Origin of the sequence: Mesorhizobium sp. B2-3-6 (assembly GCF_006442305.1) — a bacterium.
Classification (GTDB): Bacteria; Pseudomonadota; Alphaproteobacteria; order Rhizobiales; family Rhizobiaceae; genus Mesorhizobium.
In genome coordinates, this window is record NZ_VFVW01000008.1 from 118,210 (window position 1) to 133,041 (window position 14,832).

General features: G+C 64.8%; 17 protein-coding genes. 11 read left to right on the plus strand and 6 right to left on the minus strand.

The window, feature by feature from the left end; genetic code table 11:
• Positions 1 to 9: 9 nt before the first annotated feature.
• The 4 genes from dprA to FJ953_RS22605 are packed head-to-tail and all read right to left on the minus strand — an operon-like array spanning position 10 to position 4,037.
• Positions 10 to 1,146 carry a DNA-processing protein DprA gene (dprA, locus tag FJ953_RS22590; RefSeq protein WP_140625092.1) on the minus strand — a complete coding sequence of 379 codons (1,137 nt, stop codon included), beginning with the start codon at positions 1,144 to 1,146 and terminating at the stop codon, positions 10 to 12.
• Positions 1,143 to 1,730 (minus strand): glycerol-3-phosphate 1-O-acyltransferase PlsY, encoded by a 588-nt coding sequence (gene plsY / locus FJ953_RS22595; protein WP_140515331.1) that lies wholly within the window; start codon positions 1,728 to 1,730, stop codon positions 1,143 to 1,145. The genes dprA and plsY overlap by 4 nt, the downstream gene beginning before the upstream one ends.
• A 58-nt stretch (positions 1,731 to 1,788) precedes the next feature.
• Positions 1,789 to 3,075, minus strand: a complete 1,287-nt coding sequence (locus tag FJ953_RS22600) for a dihydroorotase (RefSeq protein ID WP_140525336.1) — start codon at positions 3,073 to 3,075, stop codon at positions 1,789 to 1,791.
• Positions 3,072 to 4,037: an aspartate carbamoyltransferase catalytic subunit gene (locus tag FJ953_RS22605; protein WP_140625093.1), complete on the minus strand. Its 966-nt coding sequence runs from the start codon at positions 4,035 to 4,037 to the stop codon at positions 3,072 to 3,074. Before FJ953_RS22605 ends, FJ953_RS22600 begins: the two co-directional genes overlap by 4 nt.
• Before the next feature lie 149 nt (positions 4,038 to 4,186).
• Here FJ953_RS22605 and FJ953_RS22610 point away from each other — a divergent pair, with 149 nt between their 5' ends.
• From FJ953_RS22610 to FJ953_RS22620, 3 genes are all read left to right on the plus strand, one after another.
• On the plus strand, positions 4,187 to 5,815 hold the full coding sequence (locus tag FJ953_RS22610) for a DNA alkylation response protein (protein ID WP_140625094.1): 1,629 nt from the start codon (positions 4,187 to 4,189) through the stop codon (positions 5,813 to 5,815).
• A gap of 118 nt (positions 5,816 to 5,933) precedes the next feature.
• Positions 5,934 to 6,482: a hypothetical protein gene (locus tag FJ953_RS22615; protein WP_140625095.1), complete on the plus strand. Its 549-nt coding sequence runs from the start codon at positions 5,934 to 5,936 to the stop codon at positions 6,480 to 6,482.
• Positions 6,482 to 6,823 (plus strand): DUF6105 family protein, encoded by a 342-nt coding sequence (locus FJ953_RS22620; RefSeq protein ID WP_140625096.1) that lies wholly within the window; start codon positions 6,482 to 6,484, stop codon positions 6,821 to 6,823. Before FJ953_RS22615 ends, FJ953_RS22620 begins: the two co-directional genes overlap by 1 nt.
• Here FJ953_RS22620 and ruvX read toward each other — a convergent pair.
• Complete coding sequence (gene ruvX / locus FJ953_RS22625; protein WP_140625097.1) at positions 6,741 to 7,247, minus strand: Holliday junction resolvase RuvX; 507 nt, start codon at positions 7,245 to 7,247, stop codon at positions 6,741 to 6,743. The genes FJ953_RS22620 and ruvX overlap by 83 nt on opposite strands.
• A 123-nt stretch (positions 7,248 to 7,370) precedes the next feature.
• On the opposite strand from ruvX, the gene FJ953_RS22630 reads away from it, so the two are divergent.
• The 6 genes from FJ953_RS22630 to FJ953_RS22655 all read left to right on the plus strand — a co-directional run bounded on the left by FJ953_RS22630 (position 7,371) and on the right by FJ953_RS22655 (position 11,735).
• The gene (locus tag FJ953_RS22630) at positions 7,371 to 8,066 is read left to right on the plus strand and encodes a metal-dependent hydrolase (RefSeq protein WP_140625098.1); all 696 of its coding nucleotides are present in this window, start codon (positions 7,371 to 7,373) and stop codon (positions 8,064 to 8,066) included.
• A 20-nt stretch (positions 8,067 to 8,086) separates the two neighbouring features.
• The gene (locus FJ953_RS22635) at positions 8,087 to 8,503 is read left to right on the plus strand and encodes a hypothetical protein (protein ID WP_140498747.1); all 417 of its coding nucleotides are present in this window, start codon (positions 8,087 to 8,089) and stop codon (positions 8,501 to 8,503) included.
• Between the two features lie 88 nt (positions 8,504 to 8,591).
• Positions 8,592 to 8,879, plus strand: coding sequence for an Asp-tRNA(Asn)/Glu-tRNA(Gln) amidotransferase subunit GatC (gene gatC, locus FJ953_RS22640; protein WP_140625099.1), 288 nt, complete (start codon positions 8,592 to 8,594; stop codon positions 8,877 to 8,879).
• A 7-nt stretch (positions 8,880 to 8,886) separates the two neighbouring features.
• On the plus strand, positions 8,887 to 9,345 hold the full coding sequence (locus FJ953_RS22645) for a GNAT family N-acetyltransferase (RefSeq protein ID WP_140625100.1): 459 nt from the start codon (positions 8,887 to 8,889) through the stop codon (positions 9,343 to 9,345).
• Complete coding sequence (locus FJ953_RS22650) at positions 9,345 to 10,910, plus strand: amidase family protein (RefSeq protein WP_140625101.1); 1,566 nt, start codon at positions 9,345 to 9,347, stop codon at positions 10,908 to 10,910. The genes FJ953_RS22645 and FJ953_RS22650 overlap by 1 nt, the downstream gene beginning before the upstream one ends.
• Before the next feature lie 27 nt (positions 10,911 to 10,937).
• The gene (locus FJ953_RS22655; protein ID WP_140625102.1) at positions 10,938 to 11,735 is read left to right on the plus strand and encodes a YdcF family protein; all 798 of its coding nucleotides are present in this window, start codon (positions 10,938 to 10,940) and stop codon (positions 11,733 to 11,735) included.
• On the opposite strand, the gene FJ953_RS22660 is transcribed toward FJ953_RS22655, so the two are convergent.
• Positions 11,708 to 12,427 (minus strand): DUF599 domain-containing protein, encoded by a 720-nt coding sequence (locus FJ953_RS22660; RefSeq protein ID WP_140625103.1) that lies wholly within the window; start codon positions 12,425 to 12,427, stop codon positions 11,708 to 11,710. The genes FJ953_RS22655 and FJ953_RS22660 overlap by 28 nt on opposite strands.
• A gap of 175 nt (positions 12,428 to 12,602) precedes the next feature.
• On the opposite strand from FJ953_RS22660, the gene FJ953_RS22665 reads away from it, so the two are divergent.
• Both FJ953_RS22665 and FJ953_RS22670 read left to right on the plus strand, forming a co-directional pair.
• Positions 12,603 to 14,006 (plus strand): L-serine ammonia-lyase, encoded by a 1,404-nt coding sequence (locus FJ953_RS22665; RefSeq protein ID WP_140625104.1) that lies wholly within the window; start codon positions 12,603 to 12,605, stop codon positions 14,004 to 14,006.
• A gap of 69 nt (positions 14,007 to 14,075) precedes the next feature.
• A complete protein-coding gene (locus tag FJ953_RS22670; protein ID WP_140498734.1) occupies positions 14,076 to 14,513 on the plus strand; it encodes a DUF1489 family protein in 438 nt (145 codons plus the stop codon).
• Positions 14,514 to 14,832: the final 319 nt, after the last annotated feature.

Below are 14,832 nucleotides of genomic sequence, written 5' to 3' on the forward strand. Positions count from 1 at the left end.
CGGAGGCTGTCAGCCTTCCGCGAAGACCAGCGAGACATTGCCGCCGGCATGCCGTTCGAGCCGGCCGGCGAGGTCGAGCTCCAGGAGCACCATGAACACCTGCGCCGGATGCAGGCCGGTGTGGCGGATGATCTCGTCGATCGCCACCGGCGTCGGGCCGAGCGCTTCGGTCACCCTGGCGCGGTCGTTTTCGCCGGGTGGCGGCGTGGCCGAGAAATCGGGGGGATCTTCAAAGGGCGGCAGTTCGGGGGCCCGCAAACCGGTCAGCGGCGCGATTGCCCTGTGAATGTCGGCGGCTTCGGTGACCAAGGTGGCACCGTCCTTGAGCAGGCCATTGGTGCCGGCGGCGCGTGGATCAAGCGGCGAGCCGGGTACGGCGAAGACCAGCCGGCCCATTTCGCCTGCGAGCCTGGCGCTGATCAGGGATCCGGAACGCTGCGCCGCCTCGACCACCACCAGACCGACTGCCGCGCCCGCGACGAGGCGGTTGCGGCGCGGAAAATCCTGCGCACGCGGCTGCCAGCCGAACGGCATCTCCGAAATGATGGCGCCGCCGCGCTCGACGATCTCGTCGCACAGGCCGGCATTCTCAGGCGGGTAGGGCAGATCGAGGCCTCCGGCCAGCACGCCGATCGTGCCGGTCGAGAGGCTGCCCTGATGTGCTGAAGTGTCGATGCCGCGCGCGAGGCCGGAGATGATGGCGTAACCGTCGCGGCCAAGGTCGGTCGCCAGCATGCGCGCCATCTTGATGCCGGCGAGCGAGGCGTTGCGGGCGCCGACGATAGCCACCGCGGGCAGCCGGAACACCGCGCCTTCGCCTTTCACCGCCAGCAGCGGCGGCGGATGGTCCATGTTTTTCAACAGGGCGGGATAGTCCGGCTCGCCGATACCGACAAAGCGGGCGCCTGCCCGCCTTGCGGCCTCCAGTTCCGCTTCGGCCTCGGCGATCGAGGGAATGCGGGCGACCCTGATGGCGCCGCCCGAAATCATCAGTTCCGGCAGCATTTCCAGCGCGACTTCGGCCGAACCGAAGCGGTTGATCAGGTCGCGAAAGGAGGCAGGACCTACATTCTGGGTGCGGATCAGCCGCAGCCAACTCAACCGCTGCCGGTCGCTGAGGCGCGGTCCGGCGAGCGGCTTGCTCACTCCTTCGCCCCGATTTTGCCCTCGGTGCCGGCAAGCAGGCGTGAAATGTTGGCCCGGTGCTTGATGAAGACGATCAGGCTCATCACGACGAACAATGCGGCAATCTGCGGTGTGCTCAGGAAATAGAGGGCGATCGGCACGGCGACCGCGGCCGTCAGCGCTGCAAGCGAGGAGTAGCGGAACAGGAATGCCATGGCCAGCCAGACGATGGCGAAGATCAGCGCCACCTGCCAGGCAAGGCCGATCAGCACGCCGAGATAGGTGGCCACGCCCTTGCCTCCCTTGAATCCGAGCCAGATCGGGAAGAGATGGCCGAGGAAGGCGCCAAGGCCGGCCCAAGCGCCGAGTTCGGGCGCGAAATGGCCCGCGATCAGCACCGCGGCCGTGCCCTTCAGCGCGTCGAGCAGCAGCGTGGCCGCGGCAAGGCCCTTGTTGCCGGTGCGTAGCACATTTGTCGCGCCGATGTTGCCGGAGCCGATCTGGCGCACGTCGCCAAGCCCTGCCGCACGGGTCAGCAGAAGCCCGAACGGAATCGAGCCCAAGAAATAGCCGAGCACCAGCGCCGGGATCAGGTTGTAAGTCATTGTTCCCCCCGCATTTCCCCCTGACGGGCTGAATTCGGCGCGATGCGCCGCCGCCAGCTCAGACCGAGAACACTGTGCGGCCCGCCACCAGCGTTTGCAAGACCTTGCCCTGCAGGCGCGCGCCTTCGAAACAGGTGTTCTTCGAGCGCGAGCGAATGCCGCTTTCGCTGACGATCCAGGGTTCATCCAGATCGACAAGCGCAAGGTCCGCGACAGCGCCGGGCTTGAGCGTGCCGCCAGGCAGGCCGAACAGCCTTGCCGGCGCCGTGGACAAGGTCTCGATCAGCCGCGGCAGCGGCACGTCGCCATTGTGGTAGAGCCGCAAGGCGGCGCCCAGCAACGTTTCGAGCCCAATGGCGCCGGCTGCGGCGTCGGCGAAGGGCAGGCGCTTGGTGTCGACGTCCTGCGGATCGTGCGAGGAGACGATGATGTCGACCGTGCCGTCCCTGATCGCTTCGATCATCGCCAGGCGGTCTTCCTCGGCGCGCAGCGGCGGGGTCAACCGGAAGAAGGTGCGATATTCGCCGACATCGTTTTCGTTGAGTGACAGATTGTGGATCGACACGCCCGATGTGACGGTCGCGCCGTCGGTCTTCGCGCGCGCCACCGATGCCGCCGCCATCGCCGTCGATATCTTTGCCGCGTGGTAGGAGCCGCGCGTCAGGCGCGCCAGGGCAAGGTCGCGCTCCAGCGGGATGGTTTCGGCTTCACGCGGAATGCCGGAAAGCCCCAGCCAGCTGGCGTAGAGTCCCTCGTTCATCACGCCCGACGACGCGAGGTCGGCATCCTGGGTTTCGTGCACGATGGTTGCGCCGAAATCGCGGGCATAAGTCAGCGCCCGGCGCATCACCAGCGCGCTTGATATGGTGTGGCGGCCGTCGGTGAAGGCGGCGGCGCCGGCCTCGCGCAGCAGCCCGAATTCGGTCATCTCGCGGCCGTCGAGGCCCTTGGTGATGGCTGCGGCCGGGAAAATATTCACGATTGCCGTGTCCTTGGCGGTGCGCAGCACGAATTCGACCAGGGCCACATTGTCGATGACCGGATCGGTATCGGGCATCATGACGATCGAGGTGACGCCGCCGGCAGCCGCGGCGACACTTGCCGACGCGATCGTTTCGCGATGTTCTCCGCCCGGTTCGCCGATGAAGACGCGGCCGTCGATCAGGCCTGGAATGACCGCCTTGCCGGCGCAGTCGATGATGGTGGCGCCCTCGGGCGCCCCCTGGTTCAGCGCAGCCTTGCCGGCGGCGGCTATCTTCTTCCCGTCGACGATGACCGTCCCGGTCTCGTCTACGCCGCGCGAGGGGTCGATGATGCGGGCGCGCTCGAACACCGTAATGGTCATGCGCCGCGGCCCTCATGGTTGCGGCGCGGATCGAGCAGCGCTTCCATCACCGCCATGCGCACGGCGACGCCCATCTCGACCTGTTCCTGGATGACGCTCTGCGGGCCGTCGGCGATTTCCGAAGCGATCTCGACGCCACGGTTCATCGGGCCCGGATGCATCACCAGCGCATCGTCTTTCGCGGCCTTCAGCTTCTCGGCGTCGAGGCCGAAATAGCGGAAATATTCGCGCACCGAAGGCACGAAGGCGCCTTCCATTCGCTCGCGCTGCAGGCGCAGCATCATCACCACGTCGGCATCTTTCAGGCCCTGGGCCATTGAGCCGGTGACGATCACACCCATCCTGTCGATGCCCGCAGGCAGCAGCGTCGAGGGTGCGACGACGCGCACCTGCGCGCCGAGCGCATTGAGCAGCATGATGTTGGAGCGGGCGACGCGCGAATGCAGGATGTCGCCGCAGATCGCCACGATCAGTTTCGACAGCGGACCCTTGGCGCGACGGATGGTCAGCGCGTCAAGCAGCGCCTGTGTGGGGTGCTCGTGCGCGCCGTCCCCCGCATTGACCACGGAGCAGCCGACCTTCTGCGCCAGGAGGGCGGCCGCACCGGCCGACTGGTGGCGGATGATCAATATGTCGGGCCGCATGGCGTTCAGCGTCATGGCCGTGTCGATGAGCGTCTCGCCCTTCTTCACCGAGGAACTCGCCACCGACATGTTCATGACGTCGGCGCCGAGACGCTTTCCGGCCAGTTCGAACGACGACTGCGTCCGCGTTGAGGCTTCGTAGAAAAGGTTGATCTGGGTGCGGCCGCGCAGTGTCGAGGTTTTCTTCTCGGATTGCCGCGAGATCGCGACAGCCCGGTCCGCCCTGTCGAGCAGAAGCTCGATGTCGGCGGGGGAAAGATCGCGGATCCCCAGAAGATGGCGGTGGGGATAGAGTGGCAGGGACGAAGCGTCGGTCATCTCAAGGGGCTGCTATAGGGTGGACGTTCCATGGCTGCAAGCGCCAGCTTTGGATTGCGGCTGTTCTCCCCGGTATTTTCGTCGCGCGCCTTGGGCTATATCTAGCCGATGGCTCCGGATTCGTAGCCGCCTGGCAGTAAGGATGAAGCGTGACCGACGACGTGACGAACCAGCCGCCGCCGCTGACAGGCGGCAACGCCTGGCGGGGCGATCCGTTGCTGATCCAGCTTGCCGAGCGCTTTTCCGATCCGGTGCGCAAGGATCTCGACGGGCTCGGCCGCTTCGTGTTGACGCAGGAGGCCCAGGAACTGGCCCGCCTCGCCAATGTCGAAACGCCGAGGCTCAGGACGCATGATCGCCAGGGCCGGCGCATTGATCTGGTCGAGTTTCACCCCGCCTATCACGCCTTGATGCGCCGTTCCGTCGCCAACGGGCTGCACTCCTCGGTCTGGGAGAACGGCGACGCCGAGATCGGCCGCCGCCATCAGGTGCGCGCGGCCCGGTTCTACCTGACGGCCGGACTCGAGACCGGACATCTGTGTCCCATCACCATGACCAGCGCTTCGCTGGCAGCGCTGATGGCAAGCCCGAAACTGTTCCGCGAGTGGGCGCCGCGCGTGACGACGCGCAAATACGATCAGAGCCAAAAGCCGCCGGTCGAGAAGACCGGGCTTACGCTTGGCATGGGCATGACCGAGAAACAGGGCGGCACGGATGTGCGCGCCAATGTGACGAAGGCCGAGCGCGTCGGCAGCGGCTTCTATCGCCTGACCGGCCATAAATGGTTCATGTCGGCGCCGATGTCGGATGCATTCCTGGTGCTGGCGCAGGCGCCGGAGGGATTGTCGTGCTTCCTCGTGCCGCGCGTCCTTGGCGACGGCTCGGGCAACGGCTTCCGTTTCCAGCGCCTGAAGGACAAGCTCGGCAACCGGTCGAATGCGTCTTCCGAGGTGGAGTTCGTCAGCGCGATCGGCGAGATGGTCGGCGAGCCGGGCGCCGGCGTGAAGACGATCATGGACATGGTGACCTTGACCCGGCTCGACTGCGCCGTGGCGTCTTCGGCGATCATGCGGGCGGGTCTGGCCGAAGCCGTTCATCACGCCCGCCATCGCCAGGTGTTCGGCACCAACCTGATCGAGCAGCCGCTGATGCAGCGCGTGCTGGCCGACATGGCGCTCGACGTCGCCGCTGCCACGGCGCTGTCGTTCCGTCTGGCGCGTTCCTTCGACGAGGCGGCGAGCGATCGCGGCGAGGCGGCCTTTGCCCGTGCCATGACGCCGGTCGTCAAATATTGGGTCTGCAAAATTGCGCCGCCGCTGCTCTACGAGGCGATGGAATGCCTCGGCGGCAACGGCTATGTCGAGGAGGCGCCGCTCGCTCGCTACTATCGCGAAGCTCCGGTCAACGCTATCTGGGAAGGATCGGGCAATGTCATGGCGCTGGATGTGCTGCGCGTGCTTGGCCGCGCGCCGGGCCTATTCGAGGAGGTGCTTGCCGGCATCGATCGCGACCTGGGCGCGGGCGGACGCGGCACCATCGGTGTGCTGAAGGCGGCGATGCAAGTCGCCGCGACCGACGAAGGCTCGGCCCGCCTGCTGACGGAGCAACTGGCGCTGTCGGCGGCGGCGGCGGAATTGCGCCGGTTGGGGGCAGGGCGGATCGCCGATGCCTTCGTCGAGACGCGGCTGGCGGGCCAGTGGCGCAACACCTACGGCATGCTCGATTCGCGCCATGATGCGCGCATGATCATCGACACGCTCTATCCGCCAACCACCTGAGCAGCAGCCATGGACCACGCCTTGGTCATTCCCCCGCGCCGTTAACCTTAACAAATGGTTTCCGTTGCGAGGGCTGGCGGCAAAGCCCACTGTCATTCCTGTCGAAGCAGGAATCACGATGCGACAGGTATTGACCTCTTTTCTCGCCTTGCACTGGACGATCGTTTTCGCCCTGCTGGCGATCATCTGCATCGATGGAAACCGCGGCGTGGCCGGGGCGCTTGGGGTGCTGGGCGTGACGATCGAGAGCGCCCGCTTCGTCGATCTCGAAAATGTCGTCGTGGTTGCGCCTCTGGCAACGGCCCTGCTTGTCGTGGCGGTGCTGTTCTTCTGGGCTTTTGTCGAGGCGCTGATCAACAATGCCAGCAATCCGGGCGCCGACAGCGTTGCCCGCATCGCCTTCATCAGCGCTTCCGGCGTGCTGTCGCTGATCTTGGTCGGAGGCGCGGCGCAAGGCATCAACGGGCTGTTCCTGGTCGTCGCCGTGCAATTGGCCGCACTTCTGGCCTCCTATGTCGCCATGCTTGCCGAGCGCCGCACCCTGGCCACATTGGATGAGGTCGAAATCCACGCCACGGCGCACAGCATGGCCAGGGCCGCAGCTCACAATTCGCTGCTTTCGCTGATATCGGGCCGACCCCAGCCGATCCGGAAGGGAGGCCGCTGATGCGTTACATCTTCGCATTGTGGGCGGCTCCGATGGCGCTTTTCTGGGGCTGGTTCTACCTGTCGCTCAACGACATGAATTTCGGCTACGTCATGCTGAGCCGGCAGTTGCATGATTTCGTCTTCCAACTCTACGGCCAGATGCTCGGCATCGACCCGGCAATCATTCCCGGCATGGTGGGAAGAGCCTGCATATTCGACGGCCTGCTGCTGCTGGCGATCTGGGCGTTTCGCCGCCGTCGTGAAATTATCGGCTGGATCAGGGGGCGGTCGGCGGTTCCGGTGCAGTTCGAGCGGCTGCACCGAGCGAGCGAAGCCGGTCCAAAACTCCCTGCAGAATAAAGGCGGCGGCGGCCGAATCGATCTTGCCGGCGCGCTTGGCGCGCGAAAAATCCATCTCGATCAGCGTCCGTTCGGCGGCTACCGTCGACAGCCTCTCGTCCCATAGCAGGAAGGGAAGGTCGCTCAAGGCGGCCATGTTGCGTACGAAGGCGCGCGATTTCTGCGCGCGCGGACCTTCCGAGCCGTCCATGTTGACCGGCAGTCCAATCACCACCGCGCCGGCATTCTCCTTTTGCAGCAGATCCAGCAGCACGGCCGCGTCGAGCGAGAATTTTCGTCGCATGATGACCGGGCGCGGATGCGCGAAGGAAAAGCCACGGTCCGAAACGGCGACGCCGATGGTCTTGTCGCCGAGATCGAGCCCGGCAAGCGTCCTGCCGCTGGCCAGCCGCGCCGGCAATTCCTCGATGGTAATGATAGCCAACGGTTTTCCTTTGACCCGACAGCGCCGTCGCGGCGTTTTGAACACGCGAGGACGCCGTAACACTTTGCTCTTGAGCTGACGCCGTTCTATCCTCCGACGGAGCAAAAATCGAGGAACTCGCTGATGAAACTCACTTGGTACGGACAATCCGCCTTCAAGATCGAGGTGGCGGGCGCAAGCATCCTGATGGACCCGTTCCTGAGCGGCAACCCGCTTTGGAGGAAAAGTTGGGAAGGCCCGGCCGAAGGTGTCACCCACGTGCTTTTGACGCATGGTCACGGAGACCATGTCGGCGATGCGCTCGAGATCCTCAAGAAGACCGGGGCGATGCTGGTCGCCAACCCCGAGGTCTGCGGCTATCTCGGCGGCCAGGGCGTCGACCAGAACAATATCAACCAGGGCAACACCGGTGGCACGGTGGACTGCGGCCCGTTCACGACGACTTTTGTCCAGGCATTGCATTCCTCGTCCTATGGGGACGGCATCTATATGGGCAATCCCTGCGGGCTGGTCCTGCATTTCCAGGCCGACAAGACGCTCTATCACATGGGCGATACCGACATCTTCTCGGATATGGCGCTGGTCAACGAGCTGCATGAGCCGAAGATCGGCCTGGTGCCGGTCGGCGACCGCTTTACCATGGGAGGCGCTGTCGCGGCTCTCGCCTGCCGCCGCTATTTCAAGTTCGATGTCGCCGTCCCATGCCACTATGCGACTTTCGGCCTGCTCGACCAGACCCCCGACAAATTCGTCGCCGGAATGGAGGGTTCGGGCGTGAATGTCGTCGTGCCTGGGATCGGCGAGGCGGTCACGCTATAAATTGAAAACGGAATTAGAACATGGGCTTGAGGAACTCTCTTTGCGTTTCGATTCTGTTTGCGGCGTCGCCGGCGTTTGCCGCGGACGATTTCATTGAAGGGGTCTACCTCAAGTCCGAGGAGCTCTGCGCACAGGCCGGGAAAGACACCCTGCAGACGCTGATCGATGCCGGCAACATCGTGCTGTCGGCCCATGGCCTGCAGGGGGTCGAATACAATTGCGAGTTCTTGCAGATCAGTAAGGCGACACGCTCGCCGAGCTGGGCGGTGACGGCCATTTGCCAGGAGCCGGGCTACGTCTTTCCCGACGTGCTCTCGGTGACGCAGATGAGCCCGACTGAGATCGATCTCGTCTCCGTCCGGCCCATCGAAGACGAGAGCGAGGCGAGCGGCAACAGCGGCAGCTACTATCTGTGCGAGGGCATGGCCCCGCCGTGAGGCCATTTGCCCGATTGTGGGCATGCACATGTTGCGCGCCGCGCGCGGCGCCGCTATAGGCCGGGGCTGGTTTTCCCGAGGCACAAACATGTCCGTTGACGTCAAGACAGTGAAGCGCGTCGCGCGTCTCGCCCGCATTGCGGTGAGCGAGGAAGATGCCGAACGCATGACCGGCGAGCTGAATGCCATACTGGGCTTCGTCGAACAGCTGAACGAGGTCGATGTTTCCGGGGTCGAGCCGATGACTTCGGTAACTCCGATGGGGATGAAGAAGCGCCAGGACGTCGTCACCGACGGCGACAAGGCTGCCGACATCGTCGCCAACGCGCCTGCCACGGAAGAGAACTTCTTCCTCGTGCCGAAGGTCGTGGAGTAACAGGCCGATGGCCATCGAAATCGCCATCGAGACGCCGCTGCAGGACGATGTGCGCGGCTTGGTCGCGGAGCTCAACGAGACGCTGCTCGAACTGACGCCGCCGGAACACTGCTATCACCTGACCGTCGAGCAGATGGCCGGCCCGGAGACCACGGTCTTCGTCGCCCGCGACGACGGTCTTGCAATCGGTTGCGGGGCGCTGAGGCGCCATGACGGTGCCATAGGCGAGGTCAAGCGCATGTACACGCGGCCCACGCATCGCGGCCAGAAAATCGGCGCCAGGATCGTGGAGCGTGTCGAAGCGCTGGCGCGCGAGGAAGGATTGAAGCGTCTGGTTCTGGAGACGGGCGATCGCCATCCTGCCGCCTGGGCTGTCTATGAACGTTCCGGCTTCTCGCGTTGCGGTCCGGTGCTGGATTATCCCGATTCCGAGTGGTCGGTGTTTTACGAAAAGAGCCTTGCCTGATGAGCGACCTGACCCGACTGACGATTTCGCAGGCCCGCGCCAAGCTGCGCGCCAAGGAAATCACCGCGACCGAGATCGCCGACGCCTATCTTGCTGCGATCGAGCGCGCCAATCCGGCGCTCAACGCCTACGTCGTGGTGACCGGCGACAAGGCGCGCGACATGGCCAAGGCCTCCGACGCCAGGCTGGTCAAAGGCGAGGGCGGTGCGCTGGAAGGCATTCCGCTCGGCATTAAGGACCTGTTCGGCACCGAGGGCGTGCACACCCAGGCCTGCAGCCATGTGCTCGACGGTTTCAAGCCGCATTACGAATCGACCGTCACCTCCAATCTGTGGGCTGACGGGGCGGTCATGCTGGGCAAGCTCAACATGGACGAGTTCGCCATGGGCTCGTCCAACGAGACGTCCTATTACGGGCCGGTGGTCAACCCGTGGCGGCGTTCGCGCGTCGATACGATGGTGATGCCGACCACGCATCAGGGCGATGGCGGCTTCGTTTCGGCCGGCGGCACCAGGACCGCGCGCACCCTGGACAATGCGCAGCTGGTGCCGGGTGGCTCGTCGGGCGGCTCGGCCTCCGCCGTCTCGGCTTTCCTGTGCGCGGGCGCCACGGCCACCGACACTGGCGGCTCGATCCGCCAGCCGGCCGCGTTCACCGGCACGGTCGGCATCAAGCCGACCTATGGCCGCTGCTCGCGCTGGGGTATCGTCGCCTTCGCCTCGTCGCTCGACCAGGCCGGGCCGATCGCCCGCGACGTGCGCGATGCCGCGATCCTGCTCAAATCGATGGCCTCCGTCGATCCGAAGGACACGACCTCGGTGGACCGGCCTGTGCCGGATTATGAGGCGGCGATCGGCAAGCCGATCAAGGGCATGAAGGTTGGGATTCCCCGGGAATACCGCGTCGACGGCATGCCGGAGGAGATCGAGGCCCTTTGGCAGAAGGGCATTGCCTGGCTCAGGGATGCCGGCGCCGAGATCGTCGACATCTCCTTGCCGCACACCAAATACGCGCTACCGGCCTATTACATCGTGGCGCCCGCCGAAGCCTCGTCCAACCTTGCGCGCTATGACGGCGTCCGCTACGGCCTTCGCGTGCCGGGCAAGGACATCGTCGAGATGTATGAGAAGACCCGCGCCGCCGGCTTTGGCCGCGAGGTCAAGCGCCGGATCATGATCGGCACCTATGTGCTGTCGGCGGGCTATTACGACGCCTACTATCTGCAGGCGCAGAAGGTGCGCAATCTGATCAAGCGGGACTTCGAGAACGTCTTTGCCGCCGGCGTTGATGTCATCCTGACACCGGCGACGCCATCTGCCGCCTTCGGCATTGCAGACGAGGACATGGCTTCCGATCCGGTGAAGATGTACCTGAACGACATCTTCACCGTCACCGTGAACATGGCGGGCCTGCCGGGCATTGCGGTGCCCGCCGGCCTAGACCCCAAGGGCTTGCCGCTCGGCCTGCAACTGATCGGCAGGCCGTTCGAGGAAGAGACGCTGTTCCAGACCGCTGCCGTCATCGAGCAGGCGGCCGGAACGTTCCAGCCGGAGAAGTGGTGGTAGGATCGTTTCTCATCTAAGGGGTGAGGGATGTTCTTTTACCTTTCGAAAATCTTCTGGTTCTTTATCCAGCCGCTCAACCTGACGATCTTCCTGCTGCTGGCGGGGCTGGTCTCGGCATTTTTCGGCCGCCCGCGGCTGGCAGCCACCGGCGGCGTGCTGGCGTTTTTGGTTCTGGCGCTTTCGGCCTGGACCTCGCTCGGCGCATTGCTGCTCAACCCGCTGGAGGAACGCTTTCCGCGCCCGCCGCTGCCGCAAAAAGTCGATGGCATCGTCGTGCTCGGCGGCGGCTTCGAGGGCGGCATCAATCTGGTGCGCGGCGGTTATGAGCTGAACAGCGGCGGCGACCGGATGGTCGAGACGGCCGTGCTGGCGCGGCGCTTCCCCAACGCCAAGGTGGTCGTCTCCGGCGGCAATGGCGAATTGTTCCTCGACGGCGAGGGCGATGCCGCCACCGCGCCGCGCCTGCTTGGCGCCCTCGGCGTGGCGCCGGAGCGCCTGATCCTCGAGGGCAAATCTCGCAACACCTATGAGAATGCCGTCTTCACGAACGCCTTGATAGCGCCGAAGCCGGGCGAAATCTGGCTGCTGGTCACCTCGGCCTACCATATGCCGCGCGCCAAGGCGCTGTTCGACAAGGTCGGCTTCGCGACCGTCCCGTGGCCGGTCGACTATCGAACGTCGGGAGACGAAGGCATCGGCCTGTTCCGCGACAATCCGGCCGATGCGCTGCAGGCGGCCACAATGGCGATCCGCGAATGGATAGGGCTGTTCGCCTATTGGCTGTCCGGCCGTATCGATCAGCCTTTTCCCGCACCTGGCGGCTGACCGATCACGGCGCGGCGCGCCGCCGAGAAGAACTGGCGCCGCACCAGAACGGCCAGGAGCAGAAGCGTCGACAGCACGAACACCAGCGGATCGACGAACCAGCCGAGATAGCCGATCGAAAAGAACACGCCGCGCAGGCCGGAGTTGAAATGCTTGCCTGCCAGCATGTTCATCTGCGCCGCCCTCCACACCGCCGTTTCGGTGACCGGGTTGCGCGAGGCTTCGCCATGTGGGATCGGCACAGCACCGATCAGGATCGAGCAATAGTTGAACAGACGGTAGGCCCAGCCGAACTTGAAGAACGAAAACGCCAGGATCAGCACCAGTCCCAGCACCTTGATCTGAAAAGCCGGGCGCGACGGGGCGCCGCCCAGAGGCAGGGTGCTCAACACCTCGAGCACGCGGTCGGAGGCACCGAGCAAGGCAAAGCAGCCGCCAAGCGCGATCAGGGAACTGGAGGCGAAGAAGGCGGTGCCTTGCTGCAGGCCACCCATGATGGCTGTGTCGACGATGCGGATCTCACGCTCGGCCATTGTGCGCATCCAGGCTTGACGCTGCGCATTCATCGCCGTTGTCAGCGACATGCGGCTGACCAGCACACCGTCCGAGGCGAGCGTATGCAAAACCCACGCAATGAGGAAGAACGCCAGCGCCGCGAGATCGGCTGTCGAAAGATCGAGGGAATCGCCCATTGGCGGAACCTATCACATCCAGTGCGATTGCTTCGATCGTCCGCCGGCAGCGACGGTCATGTCGCTGCCGGAGCAAACAAGGTCGGCGGGCGCTGCGCCGCGCCGTTCAAAACAGCGGAAACATCGCGGGAGTTCCTATATGTAGTCCCAGAGCGGCTTCGGGAGATTGTGGCCCGTGTTCCTTTCGGTTTTCGACCTGTTCAAGATCGGCATCGGACCATCGAGTTCGCACACGATGGGACCGATGACGGCCGCCCGCCGTTTCCTCGACGAGATCGCCGGAGACGACTGGCCGCGTCCGGCCGGCGCCAAGGTTGCTCGCATCGGCGCCAGCCTGCACGGCTCGCTCGCCTATACCGGCATCGGCCATGGCAGTGACCGTGCCGTCATTCTCGGCCTTGCCGGGCAGACGCCGCAGACGGTCGACCCTGACCAGGCGGACGGCATTGTCGCTCGCATCACCGCCGACAAGCTGATTTCACCGCCCGGCCACCCCTCCTACCGTTTCGATCCGGCCGGCGATCTGGTGCTCGACCGCAAGACGCCGCTCACCGGCCACGCCAACGGCATGGCGTTTTATGCCTATGATGCCGGCGACCGCCTGCTGCTCAAGCGCATCTATTATTCGATCGGCGGCGGCTTCGTGGTTTCGGAAGAAGAGCTGCAGCGCATGAAAGCCAAGGGTTCGGTGACGACCGAAGGCAAAAAAGTCCCTTATCCCTTCAAGAACGCCCTCGAGATGCTGAAGATGGCTGGCAAGAGCGGCCTTTCCATTGCCGAGATGAAGCGGGTCAACGAGGAAACACAAATGTCGCGCGATGAGCTCGACGACGGCCTCGACGCCATCTGGGGTGCCATGAAGAGTTGCATCGAGCGCGGCCTGTCGCAGGACGGCATCATGCCGGGCGGGCTGAAGGTGCGCCGCCGGGCCAGGCAATTGCACGACAAGCTGCAGGAGCAGTGGCAGCAGAACCGGCCCAATCCGCTGCTCGCCAATGACTGGCTGTCGATCTATGCCATGGCCGTCAACGAGGAGAATGCGGCCGGCGGGCGCGTCGTCACCGCGCCGACCAACGGCGCGGCCGGCACGCTGCCGGCAGTACTGCGCTACTGGCTGCATTTCCATCCCGAGGCCGACCAGCCCAGCATTCGCGATTTCCTGCTCACGGCAGCCGCCGTCGGCGGCATCATCAAGTCCAATGCGTCCATCTCCGGCGCCGAGGTCGGCTGCCAGGGCGAAGTCGGCTCGGCTTCGGCCATGGCGGCGGCCGGCCTGTGCGCCGTCATGGGCGGCACGCCCGAACAGGTCGAGAACGCCGCCGAGATCGCGCTGGAGCACCATCTGGGCATGACCTGCGATCCGGTCGGCGGGCTGGTGCAGGTGCCCTGCATCGAGCGCAATGCGCTGGGCGCGGTCAAGGCGGTGACGGCCGCCTCGCTTGCCATCAAGGGCGACGGCACCCATTTCGTGCCGCTGGACGCCGCGATCGAAACCATGCGCCAGACCGGCCTTGACATGAACGAGAAGTACAAGGAGACCAGCCTCGGCGGGCTGGCGGTCAATGTGGTGGAGTGTTGAGCCCGCTGGCACTGTGGAGAACTTGCTCAGGCCGTTGACGCATCCATGCGACGGATTAAATCTTGGGCAATGGCTCTCAACCTCCTAAAGCTCTGCGTCGGCTGCGACAGCGTCGAGGATCTCGAAGAATGGATCGCGTTCCGCCTCGACGAGCGGCGCCGTGCCGGCGAACCGGCCGAGCATTGGCACACCACCCGCATGGTGCCGACGCGCGCCGATGAGGTTACCGACGGTGGCTCGCTCTACTGGGTGATCAAGGGAAGTGTGCAATGCCGGCAGTTGATCACCGAGATCCGGCCATTCACCGATGACGAGGGCATCGGCCGCTGCCATCTGATGCTGGATCCGCAAGTGGTGCGCACCGACTGGCAGCCGCGCCGCGCCTTTCAGGGCTGGCGCTATCTAAAGCCATCGGATGCACCCGCCGATCTCGGCAAGGGCAAGCCGGGGCAGGTCGAAATGCCGCCGAAACTCCGGCGCGAGCTCGCCGATCTCGGCCTGCTCTAAATCACTATCGGCTTGCTCCGAGCAGCCCATTGGCTTGCTCCGAGCAGCCAGTTGGCTTGCTCCGGGGCAATCTGGCGGCATGGTCGGCCCGTATAGGCGGACTGCGGTTGCTGGCCCTCAATGTTGCTGTCCGTTGGACTTGCAAGCGTCGCGACAACGCCACATCTTGAAAATCATGAGCGATAGGAACCATCCGGTTTCGATATCTGACGCACTCGCGCCGACCACATCGCGCCGCGGCGTGGTGGGATGCGGACCATGTGTCGCGCAAGGTCATGATTGCGGCGCAGAAATAACACCCGGTGGCGGCATGCTCGTG